Annotated in this window: 18 protein-coding genes and 2 tRNA genes; 14 read left to right on the plus strand and 6 right to left on the minus strand. The window is 59.9% G+C overall.

Going from position 1 to position 19,918, the window contains the following annotated elements; all coding sequences use genetic code 11:
* The first annotated feature begins 76 nt into the window (after nt 1-76).
* Nucleotides 77-149, plus strand: a tRNA-Asn gene (locus ACN50D_RS28675).
* 56 nt (nt 150-205) lie between these two features.
* Here ACN50D_RS28675 and ACN50D_RS28680 read toward each other — a convergent pair.
* Complete coding sequence (locus tag ACN50D_RS28680) at nt 206-829, minus strand: HAD-IA family hydrolase (protein WP_223304513.1); 624 nt, start codon at nt 827-829, stop codon at nt 206-208.
* 131 nt (nt 830-960) lie between these two features.
* The gene (locus ACN50D_RS28685; protein ID WP_003941659.1) at nt 961-1,158 is read right to left on the minus strand and encodes a hypothetical protein; all 198 of its coding nucleotides are present in this window, start codon (nt 1,156-1,158) and stop codon (nt 961-963) included.
* Between the two features lie 177 nt (nt 1,159-1,335).
* Here ACN50D_RS28685 and ACN50D_RS28690 point away from each other — a divergent pair.
* Nucleotides 1,336-1,409 (plus strand) — tRNA-Ile (locus tag ACN50D_RS28690).
* A gap of 580 nt (nt 1,410-1,989) precedes the next feature.
* On the opposite strand, the gene ACN50D_RS28695 is transcribed toward ACN50D_RS28690, so the two are convergent.
* Both ACN50D_RS28695 and ACN50D_RS28700 read right to left on the minus strand, forming a co-directional pair.
* Entirely contained in the window at nt 1,990-2,958 is a 969-nt protein-coding gene (locus ACN50D_RS28695) for an HTTM domain-containing protein (RefSeq protein ID WP_211921210.1), read from the minus strand.
* The gene (locus ACN50D_RS28700; RefSeq protein ID WP_020969946.1) at nt 2,955-3,446 is read right to left on the minus strand and encodes a hypothetical protein; all 492 of its coding nucleotides are present in this window, start codon (nt 3,444-3,446) and stop codon (nt 2,955-2,957) included. The genes ACN50D_RS28695 and ACN50D_RS28700 overlap by 4 nt, the downstream gene beginning before the upstream one ends.
* A 366-nt stretch (nt 3,447-3,812) precedes the next feature.
* Here ACN50D_RS28700 and ACN50D_RS28705 point away from each other — a divergent pair, with 366 nt between their 5' ends.
* The 3 genes from ACN50D_RS28705 to ACN50D_RS28715 all read left to right on the plus strand — a co-directional run bounded on the left by ACN50D_RS28705 (nt 3,813) and on the right by ACN50D_RS28715 (nt 6,730).
* Nucleotides 3,813-4,529, plus strand: a complete 717-nt coding sequence (locus ACN50D_RS28705) for an SGNH/GDSL hydrolase family protein (protein WP_024487644.1) — start codon at nt 3,813-3,815, stop codon at nt 4,527-4,529.
* A 158-nt stretch (nt 4,530-4,687) separates the two neighbouring features.
* Nucleotides 4,688-4,840 carry a hypothetical protein gene (locus ACN50D_RS28710; RefSeq protein ID WP_155277928.1) on the plus strand — a complete coding sequence of 51 codons (153 nt, stop codon included), beginning with the start codon at nt 4,688-4,690 and terminating at the stop codon, nt 4,838-4,840.
* A gap of 1,371 nt (nt 4,841-6,211) precedes the next feature.
* Complete coding sequence (locus ACN50D_RS28715) at nt 6,212-6,730, plus strand: DinB family protein (protein ID WP_030536585.1); 519 nt, start codon at nt 6,212-6,214, stop codon at nt 6,728-6,730.
* On the opposite strand, the gene ACN50D_RS28720 is transcribed toward ACN50D_RS28715, so the two are convergent.
* Together ACN50D_RS28720 and ACN50D_RS28725 are read right to left on the minus strand one after the other, a co-directional pair.
* Nucleotides 6,731-8,203 carry a mannitol dehydrogenase family protein gene (locus ACN50D_RS28720; RefSeq protein WP_211921208.1) on the minus strand — a complete coding sequence of 491 codons (1,473 nt, stop codon included), beginning with the start codon at nt 8,201-8,203 and terminating at the stop codon, nt 6,731-6,733.
* A 7-nt stretch (nt 8,204-8,210) separates the two neighbouring features.
* Nucleotides 8,211-9,221 carry an NAD(P)-dependent alcohol dehydrogenase gene (locus tag ACN50D_RS28725; protein WP_042450271.1) on the minus strand — a complete coding sequence of 337 codons (1,011 nt, stop codon included), beginning with the start codon at nt 9,219-9,221 and terminating at the stop codon, nt 8,211-8,213.
* A gap of 139 nt (nt 9,222-9,360) precedes the next feature.
* Between ACN50D_RS28725 and ACN50D_RS28730 the strand changes: the two genes are divergently transcribed.
* From ACN50D_RS28730 to ACN50D_RS28770, 9 genes are all read left to right on the plus strand, one after another.
* Complete coding sequence (locus ACN50D_RS28730) at nt 9,361-10,359, plus strand: sugar-binding transcriptional regulator (RefSeq protein WP_042921924.1); 999 nt, start codon at nt 9,361-9,363, stop codon at nt 10,357-10,359.
* A gap of 63 nt (nt 10,360-10,422) precedes the next feature.
* Entirely contained in the window at nt 10,423-11,775 is a 1,353-nt protein-coding gene (locus tag ACN50D_RS28735) for an ABC transporter substrate-binding protein (protein ID WP_054187646.1), read from the plus strand.
* Complete coding sequence (locus ACN50D_RS28740) at nt 11,772-12,722, plus strand: carbohydrate ABC transporter permease (protein ID WP_007731135.1); 951 nt, start codon at nt 11,772-11,774, stop codon at nt 12,720-12,722. The genes ACN50D_RS28735 and ACN50D_RS28740 overlap by 4 nt, the downstream gene beginning before the upstream one ends.
* On the plus strand, nt 12,722-13,588 hold the full coding sequence (locus tag ACN50D_RS28745) for a carbohydrate ABC transporter permease (RefSeq protein WP_007731137.1): 867 nt from the start codon (nt 12,722-12,724) through the stop codon (nt 13,586-13,588). Before ACN50D_RS28740 ends, ACN50D_RS28745 begins: the two co-directional genes overlap by 1 nt.
* 27 nt (nt 13,589-13,615) lie before the next feature.
* Nucleotides 13,616-14,710 carry an ABC transporter ATP-binding protein gene (locus ACN50D_RS28750; RefSeq protein ID WP_047270808.1) on the plus strand — a complete coding sequence of 365 codons (1,095 nt, stop codon included), beginning with the start codon at nt 13,616-13,618 and terminating at the stop codon, nt 14,708-14,710.
* A gap of 47 nt (nt 14,711-14,757) precedes the next feature.
* The gene (locus ACN50D_RS28755; RefSeq protein WP_007731141.1) at nt 14,758-15,675 is read left to right on the plus strand and encodes a carbohydrate kinase family protein; all 918 of its coding nucleotides are present in this window, start codon (nt 14,758-14,760) and stop codon (nt 15,673-15,675) included.
* Between the two features lie 95 nt (nt 15,676-15,770).
* Entirely contained in the window at nt 15,771-17,987 is a 2,217-nt protein-coding gene (locus ACN50D_RS28760; RefSeq protein ID WP_211921206.1) for an MMPL family transporter, read from the plus strand.
* Between the two features lie 18 nt (nt 17,988-18,005).
* The gene (locus ACN50D_RS28765; protein ID WP_211921204.1) at nt 18,006-19,208 is read left to right on the plus strand and encodes a sensor histidine kinase; all 1,203 of its coding nucleotides are present in this window, start codon (nt 18,006-18,008) and stop codon (nt 19,206-19,208) included.
* Complete coding sequence (locus tag ACN50D_RS28770) at nt 19,205-19,879, plus strand: response regulator transcription factor (RefSeq protein WP_211921202.1); 675 nt, start codon at nt 19,205-19,207, stop codon at nt 19,877-19,879. Before ACN50D_RS28765 ends, ACN50D_RS28770 begins: the two co-directional genes overlap by 4 nt.
* The last annotated feature ends 39 nt before the right edge of the window (nt 19,880-19,918 follow it).

Here is a 19,918-nt window from a genome sequence, read left to right on the forward strand (position 1 = left end):
GGCGATTTGGTACTTCGGTGAAGGATTCGCTACAGTTTCTCAGGCAACGCCGGAACGGGCGAAGCGAGCAAGACAATCCCCTGTAGCTCAATTGGCAGAGCTTCCGACTGTTAATCGGACGGTTGCTGGTTCGAGTCCAGCCGGGGGAGCAGTGAAGCCCCTCACCTGAGAAATCGGGTGGGGGGCTTTCTTGTTTTGATCTGACCTAGTGCGCTCGCAGCAGACCCACCGATCGAAGTGCCGATTCGACGTCTGCCGCCTTGTTTGCTTGTTCGCCGCGAATTCCCAGCCGTCGAGCGCTGAGGACGTTCACCGGGTTGTCGTCGACGAAGAAGGTCTGCTGTGGACGCGCATCGAGCAACTCCAGCGCAGCCAGGAAGGCCGCAGGTTCGGGTTTGGTAGCTCCGAGCATGCAGGAGAAAACATGCTCGTCGATTGCCGATGGAGTTACGACACTCTCGATGGCGGCCAAGAGAACAGGTCCGTTGTCGGAGAGTGTGGCGACCACGACCCCCTCGCTTCGAAGCGCGATTGCGAGATCGATGACCGCGCGGTCCGGGATGAAGGCCTTGGCCCAGGCTCGGCGTAGCTCGTCGCGGTCACCAGGAAACCCGAGTCGTCGAAAGCGTTCCAGGATCGCGGTTTCGGAGTGAATGCCGAGATCGCATTCCTGGTCGAACCCGGACGCGAACACGAGGGCATGAATCTCGTCTTCCGTGACGCCGATGGCCGCAGCCAGTTCTGCGGCGCGACGGTCAGGCTCGAATCGACACAGCACACCGCCCAGGTCGAACAACACGAGTTCAGGTGGTCCGCTGTCGTTCGCCATGTCGGAGAGGATAGGCGGCATCAGCACCCGTGAACGCGACGCGAAGATATTGGCGACAGATACACCAAAGCCCGACGCAAGTGTCTGCGTCGGGCTTTCGGTGGAACCGTCGAACTGTTTGACCGGTGCGCCTACTTCGCTGCGCGATCCGACGGCTCGAACAGCCGGATGATGTGGCTGGGGTTGATGTAGTAGACACCATTCGGAGAATTGAGAACGAGAGTGTCTTCGGTGAAATCGGTGACGGTGCCGTTCAGTTTCGCGCCGTCGGACATGATGATCCGGATCGTGGCCTTCGAGTTCTTGAATTCGGTCAGTGCAAGCTTCATGTGGTGATCCTGTTCCGTGGGGTGTGCACTCCCACGGTATCGGCTCATCGCGCCTGTGCCGACCAACCTTGGAAGACTCGACTCGAAAGAGTGCAACGCGTCACCGCCTGCCCGATTGTGATCCGCGTCGGATGTGCCGGTAACATTCGGATTCGCCGCGATGCATCGCATCCGGATGGGGCGGTAGCTCAGTCGGTTAGAGCCGTGGACTCATAATCCATTGGTCGCGGGTTCGAGCCCCGCCCGCCCCACATTCAGTTGCCGTGAGCCCGCGGGTCAGCCCCAATGACTTTTGTCGAAGATCATGCTCCAGACGATCGCCAAGGCGACAAGTGCACAGAGTGCAATCACCAAGACATTCGCCCACACATTGTTGGGATTGAATCGCCTGGCAATGCGCCTGCGGTTGCGTCTGAGTCGAGCGTTCGTGGTCACACAAGGAATCGTCGCATCATTATCGTCGATCGCAGATGAGGTGAAAGTCTCGGATCCAGATGACCAATTTCCCGACAGTGTCGAATGTGCAACGCTTCTGGGCGTGACCGAGCAGACAACTGGCAAGAAACCATTTTCGCCTGGTGTTAGTGCAGGCAGTCGAGCCGACCCCCGCGGCTCGACTGCCCCCAACACGCGACGTGGGGTCCGAATGGCGGCGCCGAATTGGCGATTAGGGCGCCCGTCTGCGAACCAAATGTCAGCGAAAGTAGAAGTTCTCGGAATTTCATTGGGAGACAGTAGGTTTCTTTGATCCCCAGGTTGAGGGAGCCTGAGGATCGCCTACCTGTGATTGGGGCACTCCCGAACTGTGACGGAAAGGTCCGCTCCCGGATATTAGATTTTCGGTGCGTCCGAACTGGCCGGAGATACTTGACGTGGAGTTTCCGGCGCCGACGTTCTACCGATATCGGGCCTTCTGCCCAGGGCTCGCTCGGTGACCCATACGGCAGGTGCCGACAGGAACGGCAGATACACGAAGATATAGCTGTCGAACTCGATGCCCAACGCGAGATAAACCCCAAGGTGAAACCCGAGTAAGACGACGATCCCGATTCTGAACAAGACAGGGAAGAGCACGGCAACGATCAACCAGCCTTCAGCAAAGACAGTGGCGTAGTCGAGTGCCTTCCATAGCCACTCCGAATGGATATCGAATAGTTCGTGGGTCAGCGGACCGAGCTTGGTGGGGTCAGCGACGTCTCGCGCAACGTAGCCCCGGGTTGCCTGCAATTCGGGGTTCAGCCAGCCCGACGCAGCTTTGGGTAGTGCCGCTGTAAACAGGGCGTAGGCGACCGTCACTGCCCAGATGAGCATGGGCAGTCCGCGGGTTTGAAGTGCTTTGCGTTGTGTGCGTGAACGTCGTGCGTCGAGGGACCATGCGGCGCCCCATCCAGCGGCTGCCATGGCCACCGGCAAGATTTCGAAAAGAATGAAGTGGTCGACCTTGCCGAAGGAATTGACCAACCCGCTGCCGGTCATGAGCGTGAGGGTCATTGCGATGGACGCGACCGTCGTTCGATATCCGACCAAGATGGCGATCGCCAGGATGAATCGGGCGACTTCGAGTCCGACGAGGAAGTTCTCGGAGGGTGGTGACGACAGCAGGGAGAACGGACCGGATTGCGGATGAAACAGAATCGAGGGAACCTCGCCCGCCCACGTGTAGTCGATGGGAAACGCGATCACATATAGCGCGAAGAGGATTCGAATGACAGCGAGGAACCTCGCATCCCCGCGGTACGCCTCGCACAACTGATCGATTTGGTCGCGCAGGAACAACAGAGTTCCCGCACGGGCACTCATAGATCAACCCTTGTCGTTTCGCACGGGTCAGTTGACGCATCGGTTCCGTCGGTGATGTCGATAATTGTTTTGCGCCAGCAGAACTCGATACTGTCCGGGATGGCACCACTTCCGACTTCGACGCTGCGGTTTCGGAGCCATTCGACCAATTCAGGGTCCGCGGTTCGGGTGTTGCGGTCGCCTGCCCCGCTGGGGCGGAACGCATAATCGAGTGATGCTCTCGCGGATGAGTAGCGAATATCGCCGGCGAGATCCACTGGGTTGGGACTGATCGTGGATCCGTCGGTGTAATGGAGAGTGATATCCAAGCCACTCCCACTGAACTCGCCGTCTGCATTGGGCACGCCACCGAAGCTGGGCATGCGAATTGTCGGGTACGGCTCAGGGCGGACACCGAACGAGTAGGCGCCTTGCACGAGGAGTACGACTGCGAGTGCTGCGATCGCGATCAGTCGCCGATTGCTGCGCTTTGCTTCTGTTTCCGGCATGTCGACGTTCTTCCTGGCACCTGGTGCCGGTTTCTTCGAATGAGAAAAATAGAGGGGATTGCCGAGCGAGGGGACTGGGTGTTGTCGCGCGTCCGTGCAGATGTGCCGAAAGTAGTTGAAGTGTCGACGAAATATAGCTGCGCGATTGCCGCTTGTCGCAGTGTTGATTTGAAAATGGACTTTGGTCCGTCGAATGGGGGACAGTGTGCCCTGAATGCTTTGCCGCGCCTTAACTTCCAGCAAGCTTCGCCCCAGTCTGCTGTGAGAGCGGGATTTCACTCCTTCGTTGATGGCCGATTCAAGCGGAACGACAGATGCTTGACACTCGCTCAGAGGCAACATGATTCGACCCCGTATGTTTACGGGGTGACCAAACCCAACAAGCGAACTGTCGCCGTCATCGGTGCCATGGTTTTCACCGTCGTAGCGGTGATCGTAGGATTTGCGTACGAGCAATCCCGAGACAGTCGGGCAACTGCCTCTGTATCGCAGCCTGACAGTTCGGCGCCGGCGCTGAATGCCCCTACCGACGACTTCGACACGGTCGCAATTTTGGGGGACTCGTACTCGATTCCGAACACGACGGGAGATCATTGGCCGGCGCTGCTCGCCTTCGATCGTCGCTGGTACCTGGCAGATTTTGCGAGCGGTGGCACCGGCTACGTCCAGGGAAACGAGGAAAAAGGCAAGCTACCGTTCGGTGCGAAAATTGATCAGGTCGTTGCGGTGAATCCCGAGGTCGTCATCATCGCCGGCGGTCGGAACGATGTTTCGTACCCGCTCGAGGTGCGAGATGCGACTCGGGAGTTGTATGCGCAGCTACGAGATCGGCTTCCTCACGCCAAGGTTGTCGTCATCGGCCCCATCATGGACAACCGGCCTCCATCCGAGACCGCTGTCAATGTCAACGATCGAATCCGTTCCGCCGCTGAGCAGTACAAGCTGCCTTTCATTGATGCGCTCGCCGAGAACTGGCTGTCTGACCCGACGTTACTCAAGGAAGACGGCATGCATCCCACGCCGGCAGGTCAAAGGCTCATGTTCGAGAAGATCAGCGAGCACCTTCACTCGCTCGGTCTCTAGCTCTGAAGGAAAGCGAAGAGGACCCCGCAGGCGCGGGGTCCTCTTTTTCGTGAAAAGTATTGTCGGACTTAGGTCATCAGTAGCGAGGACTTTGGGCGCAGTCTTGGCTGGCCGGCTGCCTCACACGGTGATGGAGAAGTTCGGGTAAGAAAGCTCTCGTGGACTGTGTCGCCGCCCCTATCCGCGTTGCGGCTTTCGTGCATCGCAGTTCACCGCAGGTGATGCACGCGCGGCGATACCTACGCTGGGAGCTCGTCGGCGGAATGTCGTTCTTGTCCCTTGCCGGTGGCTCGACCATCACTGCAGCCTGAACGGAGATGGCAGGGACGGCGTCGATCATGTCGATAAGTTGGCCACCCCTGATGTTCTGCGCTACCCGTGATCAAACCGGGCAATCGGAACAAAGTGCTGTCGAAGAGTTACAGTTGATGTTAATATGTAACGATAGGTCGCAAATGAACAGCGGCTTCGAGGTCGCGCTACCGGAAGCCGATTGGCGCCGGGGGAGATTCGTCTGCTGTCGATGGACGCGACGCCGTTGGGCGGCACGGATAAAGGCTCTGCGAATTGCGCCGGATCGCACCCCTGATCAACCTGGCAGACCAACGTAACGGAGAACATACTGTGACAATCAAGAACTCGATCGGGCCTGGTGTCGAAGCCGACCATGGAAACAGGCTGTTCGGCAACACTATTCGATCAGCTGAAGGTGAGGAACTGGTCCAGCGGCTGAATGCCATGTTCGAGCGAGCGAACAGCGCAGGTCAGGTGGTGAATCAACGAGAACTCTCGACCGTGCTTTCTGTGCGGAGATCCGAGGGTTCGCCGGGCGACCGGTCGATTCCGGCGCCTGACAGGCTGATGCATGCGATCGAGGGACTCTCGTACGAATCCCTTTCCCTGTTGATTTGTGCGGCCGAGCATTTACTGCGTTCGGAAGGGGTACATGTCGACTCGACGCCCTTCACGTGAGGGGCGACGAGACCCGTCGAGGAAATCGAAGTGATCGGTCCGTCGCCGACGAACGAGTATTTTGTCACGAACGGAATGACGTAGTTACGTCGTCGTTTGTAATTCTGTTGTGCGACCGGCGAATCAGGCCTCCGGCGTTGCTCGGTCGCACGATCCCGATTCCGCTGCTTCGAAGGCTTCTTGGTGCGCTCACGCGCCTCAGCGTCGAATCCTCTCCAGTCGTCGTGCGGTCCGCTCATGTCATCGCGGATTCGATCGATCGGCGACGTGGAATCAGTCGGAGTATGTCCAGTTCTTCGGCCGATCCGAGTATCGACCGGCAAATCTTGTCGACGGAGTCAGATGCCGGATACCGGCACCGAAATACGGATCAACATTCACCTCGGGAAGCCGCATGAAGTGAATTGACTATCGCAGTCTGCTGTTGTGGTGTGAACGCTGCCCAGGCGCTGGCGGAACCCACGAGTTCAGGGACATCGTTCCATCCAGGGCTCTGTAGCCGGGCCAACGCCGCCTCGACCGTCCCGAAAACTTCGAGGTACGCATGTGCGTCGTCGCATGTGAAGGCGAGTTCGTGGGGTTCCGCGTCGCCCACGTCCCCGCCACACGAAGTAAGCATCAGCACGAATGGAGTCGCAATAGCGATCATGATTCGCTTCATCGGCCAATCGAAGCAGACTGACCCCGCCCTGGCGGACTATTCTCGATCCATGCCGATCACCCCGGATACAAAGAACTGGACCTGGGTCCTCGAACGCCCATGCGCCGAGTGCGGGTTTGATTCGTCCGCTGTGGCGTTCGCGGATGTTCCAGATCTTGTGCGTAGCAATGCCGTCTCGTGGGCCGAGGTACTGGAGCGCGAGAATGTGACGGAACGACCGGACAGCGAAACATGGTCAGCGCTGGAGTATTCCGCCCACGTACGCGACGTGTTCCGGATCTTCAAGGTGCGGTTGGAACAGATGCTCGAATTCGACGATCCGCGATTCGAGAACTGGGATCAGGACGCAACAGCCGAGGCCGAGCGGTACAACGACCAAGATCCGGCAAAGGTGGCATCGGAATTGTCCGACGCCGCGGCGGAGGTCGCGAATGCCTTCGAAACCGTGCCAGAGGGTAGCCGCCAACGACGGGGTCTCCGCAGTGACGGATCGGCGTTCACCGTCGAATCGTTGGCGGCCTACTTCATTCACGATCCGATCCATCACCTGCACGACGTCTCGGTGTAGTCAGAGCCCGCGCACCTCCTCGAGGGTTCTTCTGGCTCCGACGGAGTGCAATGAGTCGAGGGTCTTTCGGAAGCTAGCGACAAATCGGCGATCGTCCACGAGATCGCCGAACACTTGGCGGTACCCGATGAAGGCCAACGGGTCGCTCGACTGTTTCTGGGCGAGCGGCACCAGAGTGTCCGACAGCTGATCGACGACGGTGATGGGATCTCCGTTCTCGTCTGTGCCCTCGGCGTAGCGGGCCCAGCTAGCGACAATTGCGGTGGACAGGTTGATCGACCCACCGGTGTCGAGTTGGGTCCGGATGACGGGCAACAGCCACTTGGGAATTCGATCGGACGACTCGGCGCACAGACGTGCAATCGTGTCGCGGATCTGGGGGTTCGAGAATCGTTCGATGAGGGTCTTCTTGTACTGATCGAGGTCGACGCCGGGTACCGGGTCAAGGGTCGGCGTCGCTTCGAGATTCATGTAGTCGAGCAGGAATCCTGACAAGAGTTCGTCCTGGCATGCCTTGTGGACCAGGCGGTATCCGGCAAGGTAGCCGAAGTACGCGATGCCTTGATGGCCGGCATTGAGAAGGCGCAGTTTCATCAGTTCGTACGGGCGAACATCCGGCACGAGATTGACGCCGGCATTCTCCAGAGGTGGCCTGCCTGAGGTGAACTCGTCCTCGAGGAACCACGCGGTGAACGGCTCAGCCGCGACCGGCCACTGATCTTCCACGCCAAACGTCTCGGCGATCTCGGTGGTCACCTCGGCTGTCGTGACGGGTGTGATCCGGTCGACCATGGAGTTGGGGAAGGCGCCGTTCTCGTCGATCCACTCCGCAAGTTCGGGATCCTTCAGGGCGGCGAACGCTCCGACTGCCGTCCTGGCGACCGATCCGTTGCCTTCGATGTTGTCGCAACTCATGATCGTGAACGGGGCGAGGCCCCGGTCGCGACGGAGTGCGAGTGCCGCACAAATCAGACCGAAGGTGGTGTGGGGGAGTGTTCCCGGCTCGAGATCGTGCATTACATCGGGATCGGACGCGTCGAACTCACCCGTAGTGTGCGAGATGTTGTATCCGCCCTCGGTGATGGTGAGAGATACGATTTTCGTCGATTCGGATGCCATCTTTTCGATCACCGCCTCCGGATCCTCCGGAGCGAACAGGTACTCGACGATCGACCCGATGACCCGGGCCTCGAGGGTTCCGTCAGAATGCTTGAGCGCCAGCGTGTAGAGGCAGTCCTGCGCGCGGAGAGCGTCTTTCATCCGCTTGTCCGACGGCATCACTCCCACTCCGCAGATTCCCCAGTCGAAGCCCTCACCGCGTCGCAGGAGATCATCGATGTACATGGCCTGGTGTGCACGGTGAAAGCCTCCGACACCGAAATGCACTATGCCAGTAGTGACTTTGCTCCGGTCGTAGTTCGGCACTTCGAGTGCAGCATCGAAGTCGAACAGGGTCTTCGTATTGAGTTCCATGAAAGTACTAGTCTCCTTCGGCGACGATGACTACGGCTTTGATGCTGCCGAGAATGCGATCGGCCACCAGGGCCTCTTGCGACTGTTCGAGTGAAAAGCGTGCTGTGACCATCGAGTCCAGATCGACGCGCCCGGCAGCGACCAATGCGGCGGCGATCGGCCACGTGTTGGCGTACCGGAACACTCCGGTCAACATCAGTTCGCGATTCTGAATGATCGGGACCGGCAACGGTATCTCGTCGGCACCCATTCCGACCAGAACGACGGTTCCAGCGGGCCGAACTGCGTGAATCCCGTCGATCACTGCGGCCGTGGCACCCGACGCGTCGATGAATGCGTCGACGGCCAGCGAGCGTACGTCGCTCTCACGTGGATCAACGACGGTTGTTGCGCCGAATTTCAGTGCCACATCACGCCGGGCCGCGTCGATGTCCGAGACGATGACTTCCGTCGCGCCGAATGCCTTGGCCACCTGCGTCGTCACGATTCCTACCGGGCCGGCGCCGGCGATCAACACCCGAGAGCCGGCAGTGATCCCCGCCTTCTGGGCTGAGGCGATCCCTACGGAAAGTGGCTCGAACAGCGCAGCTGCCTCGTAGGACACGGAATCTGCGATGGGATGGGCGAAGTCGGCACCGATCGTGACGTAGTCGGTCAGCGCACCGTCGATCGGCGGCGTCGCGAAGAACTCCATATGAGGGCAGAGGTTGTATCTGCCTGCCTTGGATTCGGGACTTGTCGGATCGGGCTTCTGAGGCTCGATGGAGACACGCTGCCCGATGCGTCTTGGGTCGACGCCGTCACCGACCGCAGCGATGCGTCCCGATGCTTCGTGTCCGAGAACGAGCGGTGAGTTGACTACGTAAGGGCCGATGCGACCTTCGTGAAAGTAGTGCGCGTCCGACCCGCACACGCCCACGGCATGGATGCGAACGAGGACTTCACCCGCCTTCGGGGACGGTCGTGGTCTCTCGACCATCTGCATCTTTCCGGTCTCGACGAGGACATTTGCCCGAATTGTCGCAGGTAGATCGACGGATTCTCCGGAAACTGTTGTGTGGGTCACAACGTAGATGTTAGCTTAATGAGCATAAGAACATCTAGTGAGCATTTGCTCACGATCAAGAAACTTTGAACCTGATGCACAAGGAGACCGCGTGAACCAGTCGGCTCAGCCCACAGGACTCAAGACGTCGAAGTTGCCCGCTTCCGAAGATGTGCGGCTCGCCTTGCGGGCAGCGACCATGTATCACCTCGAAGGTGCCACTCAGGCGGAGATTGCAGCGAAGTTGGGCGTCTCGCGGCCGACAGCCGGGCGACTGTTGGCCAGGGCGCGGACGCAAGGTTTGGTCAGGGTCGAGATTTTGGTACCGCCGGAGCTCGAAGGTTCGGTGAACACGGAGTTGGAATCGAAGCTGGAGAAGCACTTCGGGTTGGCCGAAGTGTTGATCGTCCCCGAAGCGATTTCGGATGCGGACGACCCGGACTTCGACGCACTCGGTCGAAGAGCAGCGGAAGTTCTGGTTCGTCGTCTGCAGCCGTCGAGCGTTCTCGGGTTTACCTGGGGTCCGGAAACCGTTGCGGTAGCAGGATCTTTGCCAGACAAGGCCGCGAAGTGCTCGGCTGTGGTACAACTTGACGGCTCCATGACGGTGACCGACTACCAAACCGGTGTCGACTTCACCATCGGCCGATGTGCACAACAGTTGCAGGCCAATCCTATTCGTCTCAACGCTCCGCTGTATGCCGACCCGGCGACTGTGGAGTCGATGCGAAACGACTCGGTGATCTCGAAGGCGCTGCATGCCGGAACTGATTCCGACATCATGGTTTTCGGAGTTGGTGCCGTCTCGACTGCCACGACCTTGTTTGCCGGTAGCTTCGTCGACTCGACCATGCTGGACGAGTTGGAAAGTCGAGGCGCTGTCGGTGAAATCGGCGGCCGTTTCTACACGATCGACGGCAATCCAGTGGAGGGGCCACTGCCTGAGCGAACGGTCTCCGTATCGCTCGACGCAGTGAAATCCTGCGATCAGACGATTCTGATTTCGGGGGGAACACACAAACGCCAGGCCGTTCTGGGCGCATTGCGCGGAGGTTTGGCAAACGTACTCGTCACCGACGTCGAGTGCGCCCAGTGGCTGCTCGAAGGCTAGCGATCTCACGAGTTTCGCGGTCCGAGCGCGCGACTGACACGCAAGTGTGAAGGAAGGTAATCCGTGAAAACAGGAAGACGAGTGTGGGGCGCTGCCGCGGCGGCGCTCTGCCTCCTGGTGTCGGGATGTGCGGGCGCTGGTGCGCTCGGTGGTTCCGGCGAACGAACAGTCACCATCGCGATGGTGTCGAACTCGCAGATGCAGGACGCCATCAAACTGGCGCCGGCTTTCGAAGCCGAGAACCCTGGCATCGACCTCAAATTCGTCAGCCTTTCCGAGAACCAGGCGCGCGCCAAGATCACGGCCTCGACGGCAACCGGCGGCGGTGAGTTCGACGTCGTGATGATCAGCAACTACGAGACACCTCAGTGGGCCGCCAACGGTTGGCTCACGAACCTGTCCGAGTATGCAGACAAGACGCCCGGTTTTGACGAGGACGACTTCGTACCGTCGATCAAGACTTCTCTGTCATACGAGGACAGTATGTACGCGGTTCCGTTCTACGGGGAGTCGTCGTTCCTGATGTACCGCAAGGATCTGTTCGATCAGGCGGGGATAACAGTTCCCGAAGACCCGACGTGGCAAGAAGTCGCAGGTTGGGCAGCGCAGTTCGACAACCCGGATGCCAAGATGGCGGGAATCTGCTTGCGCGGAAAGCCTGGCTGGGGTGAGGTACTCGCACCGCTGAACACAGTGATCAACACCTTCGGTGGACGCTGGTACGACGAGAATTGGAATGCGCAGCTGACCAGTCCGCAGGTCGAGGATGCGGTTCAGTTCTACGTGGACACGGTCAAGGAGCACGGTCAGCCGGGTCCTGCCACAAGCGGATTCGGTGAATGTGCAACACAATTCGCGCAAGGCAACACGGCGATGTGGTACGACGCGACGTCGGCTGTGTCGGTTCTCGAGGACCCTGCGTCGTCGAAGGTAGTCGGCAACATCGGATATGCGAAGGCCCCGAAGGTCGAGAAGTCCGATCCTGGTTGGCTCTACACGTGGGCGCTCGGAATCCCGGAGTCGGCAAAGAACAAAGATGATGCCTGGAAGTTCATTTCCTGGATGACGAACAAGGACTACATCCAGAAGGTCGGAACCGAACTCGGCTGGTCGAGAGTTCCTCCGGGAAGTCGCCTATCGACCTACGAGATTCCGGAATATCAAGAGGCCGCACAGGCATTCGGTCCGATCACCCTCGAATCGATCAACAATGCAGATCCGAAAAACCCTACAGTGCAACCGGTTCCGTACACCGGCGTCCAGTTCCTAACCATCCCTGAGTTTCAGGACCTGGGCACTCGCGTCAGCCAGCAGATCAGTGCGGCCATCGCGGGTCAGAAGAGCGTGAAAGAAGCACTCGAACAATCCCAGCAGTATGCCGAGGTGGTCGGCAAGACCTATCAGGAGAACCGATGACTACGGTTGCCGAGCCCAGAACTACGGTGGACGACGCGCCACCGGTCCGTGTCGAAAAGAAGATCTCCCGCGCCGAGGGTTGGCGTCGTAGAGGTCCCCTGTTGCCGGCGTTGATCTTTTCGATCGTCGTCACCCAGATTCCGTTTCTGTTCACCCTCTACTACTCGACGCAGTCGTGGAACCTTGTCCGGCCGGGATCGCGGCACTTCAACGGGTTCGACAACTACATCGAGGTTTTCAAGGACAGTCAGTTTCGGGAAGTCGCGGTCAACACGGTCATCATGATCGTGGGGACGGTCATCGTTTCGGTGATCCTCGGACTCGCGTTGGCACTGCTACTCGACAGAGCCTTCCTCGGTCGCGGGATCGTGCGGACACTGCTGATCACGCCGTTTCTCATCACCCCCGTCGCTGGCGCATTGCTCTGGAAGACAACAATGTTCGACCCGGTGTTCGGTATCGTGAACTTCGTCCTCCAGCCTTTCGGTGTCGGCCAGGTCGACTGGGTCAGCAAGTTTCCGCTCGCCGCCGTCATGATCAATCTGATCTGGCAGTGGACGCCTTTCATGATGCTGCTCATTCTGGCCGGCTTGCAGTCCATGCCCCGAGACATCCTCGAAGCCGCACGGGTGGACGGAGCCAAGCCGTTTGCGATGTTCCGCGAACTGACACTGCCGCACCTGCGCCGTTTCATCGAACTCGGTGCAGTTCTGGGTGCGATCTACCTCGTGAACACCTTTGACGCGGTGTACATGATGACGTCGGGCGGGCCAGGCGTGGCCAGTTCGAACCTGCCGTTCTACATCTACCAGCGCGCGTTCCTCGGCTTCGACGTAGGTCAAGCTGCGGCGATGGGTGTCGTGACAGTGATCGCGACCATCATCGTGTCGACACTTGCGCTCCGATTGATCTTCAAGAGCTTCACCGGCAGCGAGGAGGCGGCGTGATGACTGCCGTAGAGACGACAAGCGTGACGACCGACAAACCCGTCGTCAAGAAAAAGAAGAGCAGTAAGTTCAGTCCGTGGTCGGTCGTGGCGTGGATCGCCGCTCTGGGATTCTTCTTCCCGGTCTTCTGGATGGTCCTGACCGCATTCAAGACCGAGGCAGACGCCTACACGGATCCGCCGAAGTTGTTCTTCACCCCGACGCTCGAGCAGTTTCGTGCCGTTCTCGATTCCGGTCTCGGCACGACGCTGGCGAACTCGGCATTTGCCACAGGAATGTCGACGATTCTTGTTCTGCTACTGGGTGTTCCGGCGGCTTTTGCGCTCTCGCTTCGCCCGGTGAAGAAGACTCAGGATGTGCTGTTCTTCTTCATCAGTACCAAGATGCTCCCAGTCGTCGCTGCAATCGTGCCGCTGTACGTGATCGTCAACGACATCGGATTGCTCGACAATATCTGGGCGCTGGTCATCTTGTACACATCGATGAATCTGCCGATCGCAGTGTGGATGATGCGTTCGTTCTTTCTCGAAGTCCCCGGCGAACTTCTCGAAGCTGCCAGCATGGACGGCGCGAGTTTGTGGACCTCGGTTCGCGAGGTGATCCTCCCGCTGATCTCGCCCGGAATTGCTGCGACTGCGCTGATCTGCGTGATCTTCTCGTGGAACGAATTCTTCTTCGCAGTCAACCTGACAGCTGTTCAAGCGCAGACGATTCCGGTCTTCCTGGTCGGGTTCATCACCGGCGAGGGACTGTACTGGGCTCGGCTCTCCGCGGCAGCGACCATGGCGGCATTGCCCGTCATCCTGGCCGGTTGGTTCGCCCAGAACAAACTGGTACGCGGCCTGTCCTTCGGTGCAATCAAATAATTCTCCTCACCCTCTCAGGAGTTCGTCATGGCTGAAATCTCTTACCAGAAAGCGTCTTGCATCTACGAAGGTGCTGGGACCCTCGCTGTAGATTCACTCGATCTCGACATCAAGGACGGGGAGTTCATCGTGCTCGTCGGTCCGTCAGGTTCCGGAAAGTCCACGGCCCTGCGCATGTTGGCAGGGCTCGAGGACATCGATTCCGGTGCGATCACCATCAACGGCAAGGACATGACCGATGTCCCGTCGAAGGATCGCGACATCGCAATGGTCTTCCAGAATTACGCGCTGTACCCCAACAAAACCGTCGGGGAAAATATGGGGTTCGCGTTGAAGATGCGCGGTGTGCCCGTTGAGGAGCGTAAGAAGAAAGTGGCCGAAGCGGCCAAACTGCTTGACCTGACTGACTATCTCGACCGCAAGCCGGCCAAGCTTTCCGGTGGTCAACGGCAGCGAGTTGCCATGGGCCGAGCTATCGTTCGTGAACCGCAAGTGTTCTGCATGGACGAGCCGCTCTCCAACCTCGACGCAAAGCTACGCGTCCAGACCCGCACGCAGATCGCGGCGTTGCAGCGTCGTCTCGGAACCACCACCGTCTACGTCACGCACGATCAGGTGGAAGCGATGACGATGGGTGATCGCGTGGCAGTGCTCAAGGGCGGCAAGTTGCAACAATTCGCTTCTCCGACCGAACTTTACGATCGGCCGGCCAATGCGTTTGTTGCAGGCTTCATCGGATCTCCAGGTATGAACTTGGTAACGGCGCCGGTCAGTTCGGGTGGGGTGCGTTTCGGCGACGTCGAGGTTCCGCTGGACCGCGAGCAGATGGCGGCAATCGCCGCGGCCGGTCTGGCTTCGGTCACAGTAGGAATTCGGCCCGAGCAATTCCAGGTGGTCGCTGCCGGAGACGGAATCGCAGCTCAGATCGACCTGGTAGAGGAACTGGGCAACGAGTCGTACATCTACGCACACGTGCCTGGTACCGAAGCCGACCCGATCTCGCTCGTTGCACGCACCGGCGGGCGATCGAAGCTGCAGTACGGCCAGACGCTGGGCTTCGAGCGGGTGGACGGCCTCGTTCACCTCTTCGACCCGGCTACGGGCGAGCGTGTGGGTAGCTGAATCCCATCACATCCATCTTCGACTGGTGAGAAGGTTAGGGTCTACCGATGAGTGATACACGCGAACGATCCGTCGTGGTGTGTGGTGAGGGACTGGTTGATCTGGTTCCGGTGGGGGAGAACTTCTCACCCAAGTTGGGCGGTGGACCGTTCAACGTTGCGATTGCACTGGGTCGACTCGGATCCGACGTGGGATTCGTCTCTCGCTTGTCCACAGACGCTTTCGGAGATCGGATGATCGACTCGCTGGCCGCGTCCAATGTCGACACAACTGGGGTCGAACGTGGGCCCGAGCCGACAACTCTGGCCGTCGTGAACCTTGCAGCGGACGGAGGTGCGCGGTATTCCTTCTACCTCGAGGGAACGGCGGATCGACAGTTCGCGCTGCCGAAACTTCCCTCTGCCCGGGCATTCTCGTTCGGAACGCTGTCGCTGGTGCTCGAGCCCGGGGCCTCTGCCTACGAAGCTTTGCTGCACGAAGCACACGCCCGCGGTCGACTCACCATGGTCGACCCCAACATTCGTCCGGCGGTGATCTCCGACCCGGACGCGTATCGACGACGGTTTCGTTCGTGGTTGCCCGCCATCGATATTCTCAAAGTGAGCGACGACGACGCGAAGTGGTTGGGTTCGGTCGACGGCGCCGAGTGGCTCCACGAAGGCGTCGGCGCCGTCCTGCTCACCCGTGGTGGTGACGGGTTGCGGTTGATCACCGAGGAACTCGATGTTTCGGTGCCGGCGCCCGCGGTCGACGTCGCGGACACGATCGGTGCGGGCGATACCGTTCACGGAGCCCTGTTGGCCTACCTTGATCGTCACGACGCACTCGACGTCGCTGTTGTGCGTGCGTTCACCGAGGCAGATTGGTCGGCCGCGTTGACCTTTGCCGCACGCGCGGCAGCCGTCACCGTGTCACGTCCCGGGGCGGATCCGCCGTGGTCAAGGGAGTTGGGCCTGCCCGTCTAGCACTGGGGACCACCGCCCTACTGCGAGCGCAGTACGTCGAACTGCCTACCTGTGCACGATGTGCGACGGGGTCGTGTATCGGCACAGTGACACGCATGTCGATATTCCTGTACAAACTCTCGCGACTCGCGTTTCGGCGCCGTTGGGCAATGGTGGGCTTCTGGGTCGTCCTGCTGGTGGCGGGCGGAGTAGGCGCAGCAACGCTGTCCGGTCCGACCGTCAATACGTTGTCGATTCCGGGCACCGAATCACAAGCGGCGCAAGATCTTCTGGCTGAAAGATTTCCGCAATCGTCCACCGACGGAGCCAGTGCTCGCATCGTCTTCGAATCTCCGGCGGGCACGACGCTCACCGATCCGGCGATTCGACAATCCGTCAGTGACTTGGTCTCTGCGCTCGGGAAGGATCCTGAGATTGCAGCGGTATCGGATCCGTATGCCTCCGGCGGAGTGTCGCCGACTGGGACGATCGGATACATGCAGGTCTCCTATACCGCCGACTCGATGGACTTACCGGACAGTTCGAAAGAACTGCTCGAGTCCGCCGTCCACGACGCCGCGGATTCAGGGCTGGCAGTCGATGTTGCCGGCAACGTGCTGATGGAAAGCAGCGCCGAATCGATGGAAGAGGTGATCGGAGTCGCGATCGCCGCGGTGGTGCTGACCGTCACCTTCGGTTCCTTGGTTGCGGCGGGGCTTCCCTTGATCAGCGCGTTGATCGGCATCGGCATCGCGATCTGCACGATCACAATCGCAACTGGTTTCATCGAATTAGGTTCGAGCACAACCGTCCTGGCAATGATGCTGGGGCTCGCCGTGGCGATCGACTATTCGCTCTTCATCGTCTCGCGCTACCGCTCCGAACTACGTGACGGACATGATCCAGAAATTGCTGCGGGCCGCGCAGCGGGGACTGCGGGTTCGGCCGTAGTGTTCGCGGGGTTGACGGTGCTCATCGCATTGGCAGGACTGTTCGTCGTGAACATCCCGTTCCTGACGAGCATGGGTCTGGCTGCAGCATTCGCAGTTGCTGTTGCAGTGGTGATTTCACTGACGCTGCTGCCCGCCACACTCGGATTTGCAGGGTCGCGCGTCATGAGTCGGTCTGATCGTCGACTGCTGGCGTCCGGCGGTGAACTGACACACCGGAAACAGTCGGAGGGGGCGGGCTCGCGATGGGCCAAGTTCGTGATCCGGCGTCGAGTTCCGGTTTTGCTCGCGTTAGTCCTCGGGCTGGGATTGCTGGCGATCCCCACCTTCGGAATCAACCTGAGTTTGGCGAGCCCACCAGTGCCCGACACAACTGCCGCCAGGGCTACCGACCGACTATCCGAGGGGTTCGGTGCCGGGTTCAGCGGCCCGCTCATGGTGGTCGTCGACGTTGCCGACGCCGCAGATCCGGCAGCGGCATTGAGCGGCGCCCAGGAAAAGCTCGGTGCTCTGCCCGACGTAGCGGCAGTGACGCCGCCAGCACTCAATCAGGCCGGCGATACAGCAGTCATCACGGTGGTTCCCTCGAGCGGCCCCGAAACCGAGGCAACAAAGGCGCTCGTCGCAGATATACGTGAGGTCGCCGGATCACTGACCGACGAGACCGGGGCCACGATGTCGGTCACCGGTCAGACAGCGTTGACGATCGACGTCTCGGACCGCCTGGCTGATGCCCTCGTTCCCTACCTCGCATTGGTCGTCGGCCTCGCCTTCATTCTTTTGATGCTGGTGTTCCGCTCGATCTTGGTACCGCTCAAGGCAACTCTCGGATTTCTGCTCTCGATCGGTGCGACGTTCGGTGTGCTGGTCGCGATCTTCCAGTGGGGTTGGTTCGCAGGCATTCTCGGAATCGAAGGTCAAACCGGATCAGTTGTGGCGATGTTGCCCATCTTCATGATCGGCATCGTCTTCGGGTTGGCGATGGACTACCAGGTGTTCCTGGTGACCAGAATGCGTGAAGCGTTCGTCCACGGTGACGGACCGGATGAAGCAGTCGTGAAGGGCTTCGACCAGGGCGCGCGAGTCGTCACGGCCGCGGCGCTGATCATGATCGCCGTTTTCGCGGGCTTCATCTTCGGCGGCGACGCCTTCATCATGCAGATTGGACTCGGACTCTCGTTCGCGGTTCTGTTCGACGCCTTCGTGATTCGTATGACCGTCGTACCGGCCGTCATGTCCCTGTTGGGCTCGAAGGCATGGTGGTTCCCCTCATGGCTGGACCGGTTGGTCCCGAACGTCGATGTCGAGGGGGAGCAGTTGACTGCGCTGCTCGCAGATTCGAAGGATTCCACTGAGCCCGCGAACGACAAGTTGTCGGTGTGATCCGGATACGGTAGATCGATGACCTCGACTTCGACGTGGGGTCGATGGTGTGCGGAACACCCGCGCACCATCGACCTGGCACTGACCATCCTCGTGCTCCTTGCCACGTGGACGGCGCACCGCATCGCGCTCGACGGCAATGACACCCGCGAGGTCACGGTTGTGGGAGTGCTTGTAACAGCGATCGCAGCGGCAACCATCGTGTTCCGAAGGCGCTATCCGTTCTCGGCACTGGCGGTGGCAGTACTCCTCGGCGTATTGATGATTGCACTGTCAGCGCCGCCGAATGCCGGCACAGGTTCCGCAGCGATGGTGTGCCTCTACTACGTTGCCAGCACGAGTGACCGCCGGAGGGCCTTCTTCGCAGCGGCGAGCACAGTCAGCTCGCTGATGCTCGTCACGATCTTCCTGGGAGTGGGGAACAATCTCCTGCAGGAGGCACTGGGGTTGTTGGCTTGGTTGCTGATGGCAAGTTTTGCCGGCGCCGAGGTCCGTTCTCGCCGAGCCTATCTGGAGTCCGTCGAGGCGCGCGCGGTGCAAGCGGAAAGAATGCGCGAGGACGAGGCCCGACACCGCGTCGTCGAAGAAAGGATGCGGATTGCGCGAGACCTGCACGACGTTGTCGCGCACCACATTGCCTTGGTCAACCTGCAAGTCGGGGTCGCGTCGCACTTGATCGGGAAAGACCCGGAGAAGGCGACGACTGCACTACGCGGAGTGGAGGAAACGTCCAAGGCGGCACTCGATGAAATTCGGGCCACGGTCGGAGTTCTCCGTGATGCTCAGGACGGTGATCGCTCGATGAAGCCGGCTCCGGGGCTTTCGGATCTACCGGCACTGGTGGATCAATTCGTCAGTGCAGGAATGGAAATCGATGTGCGCGCTGTGGGTTCGCTGCGCCCACTCGGGCCCGCAGTAGATCTCACAGCGTACCGAATTATCCAGGAGGCACTCGTGAATGCGAGCAAGCATGCGCTGCCAGGAGCCGTCACCGTGTCGTTGTCATACGAAGCCGAGGTTCTGATGCTGTCGGTCGAAAACGCCGGAACGGCAGTGCCTTCGACGTCACCACCCGGGTACGGACTGCTGGGAATGAAGGAGAGGGCACAGGCGATGGGAGGCGAGGTCTCAGCAGGATTCCGCGCCGACGGGGGATTTCGTGTGGACGCCCAACTACCGCTTGTCTCGGTGTCCAGGGGTTCGGAGCGTGAGGAGTCGTGAGTATTCGGGTGGTAGTGGCAGACGATCAGGCGCTCTTCCGTCAAACGCTTGCGCTGCTGATCGGTTCGGAAGAGGACATGGAGGTGGTCGCCGAGGCGGCAGACGGAGAGCAGGCATTCCAGGCGGCGCTCGAGCATCGACCCGACGTTGTATTGATGGACATTCGAATGCCAGGCACCAGCGGAGTCGAAGCGACCGCCATGATTGCCGATCATCCGGATTTGACCGACGTGCACGTGTTGATTCTTACCACCTTCGAAGTGGATGAGCATGTGGCACAGGCGATCCGGGCGGGAGCCAGCGGCTTCATCGGCAAAGGAATCCGAGCCGAGGATCTACTCGATGCTGTTCGGACGGTCGCAGGTGGGAACTCTTTGCTGTCGCCGATTGCGACCAACGCGTTGATTTCTCGGTTCCTTTCTACTCCGTCGCGGGCCGACTCGACTTCTGGGATTTTCGGTCAGTTGACCCCACGCGAACTCGAAGCGGTAACCCTCGTTGCCCTCGGGATGTCCAACGACGAAATCGCTGCGGAATTGGTGATCAGCGCGGTCACGGCAAAAACGCACGTGAACCGGGCGATGACAAAACTGGATGTCCGCGACCGCGCGCAACTGGTGGTTCTCGCCTATCAATGCGGTGTGGTGATTCCGGGACGCTCGGTGGATTGACTCGAGAAACCCTTGACTCGAACGGGTGTTCGAGTATTG

This window comes from Rhodococcus sp. SB1D (assembly GCF_048573875.1).
Lineage (GTDB): Bacteria > Actinomycetota > Actinomycetes > Mycobacteriales > Mycobacteriaceae > Rhodococcus_F > Rhodococcus_F qingshengii.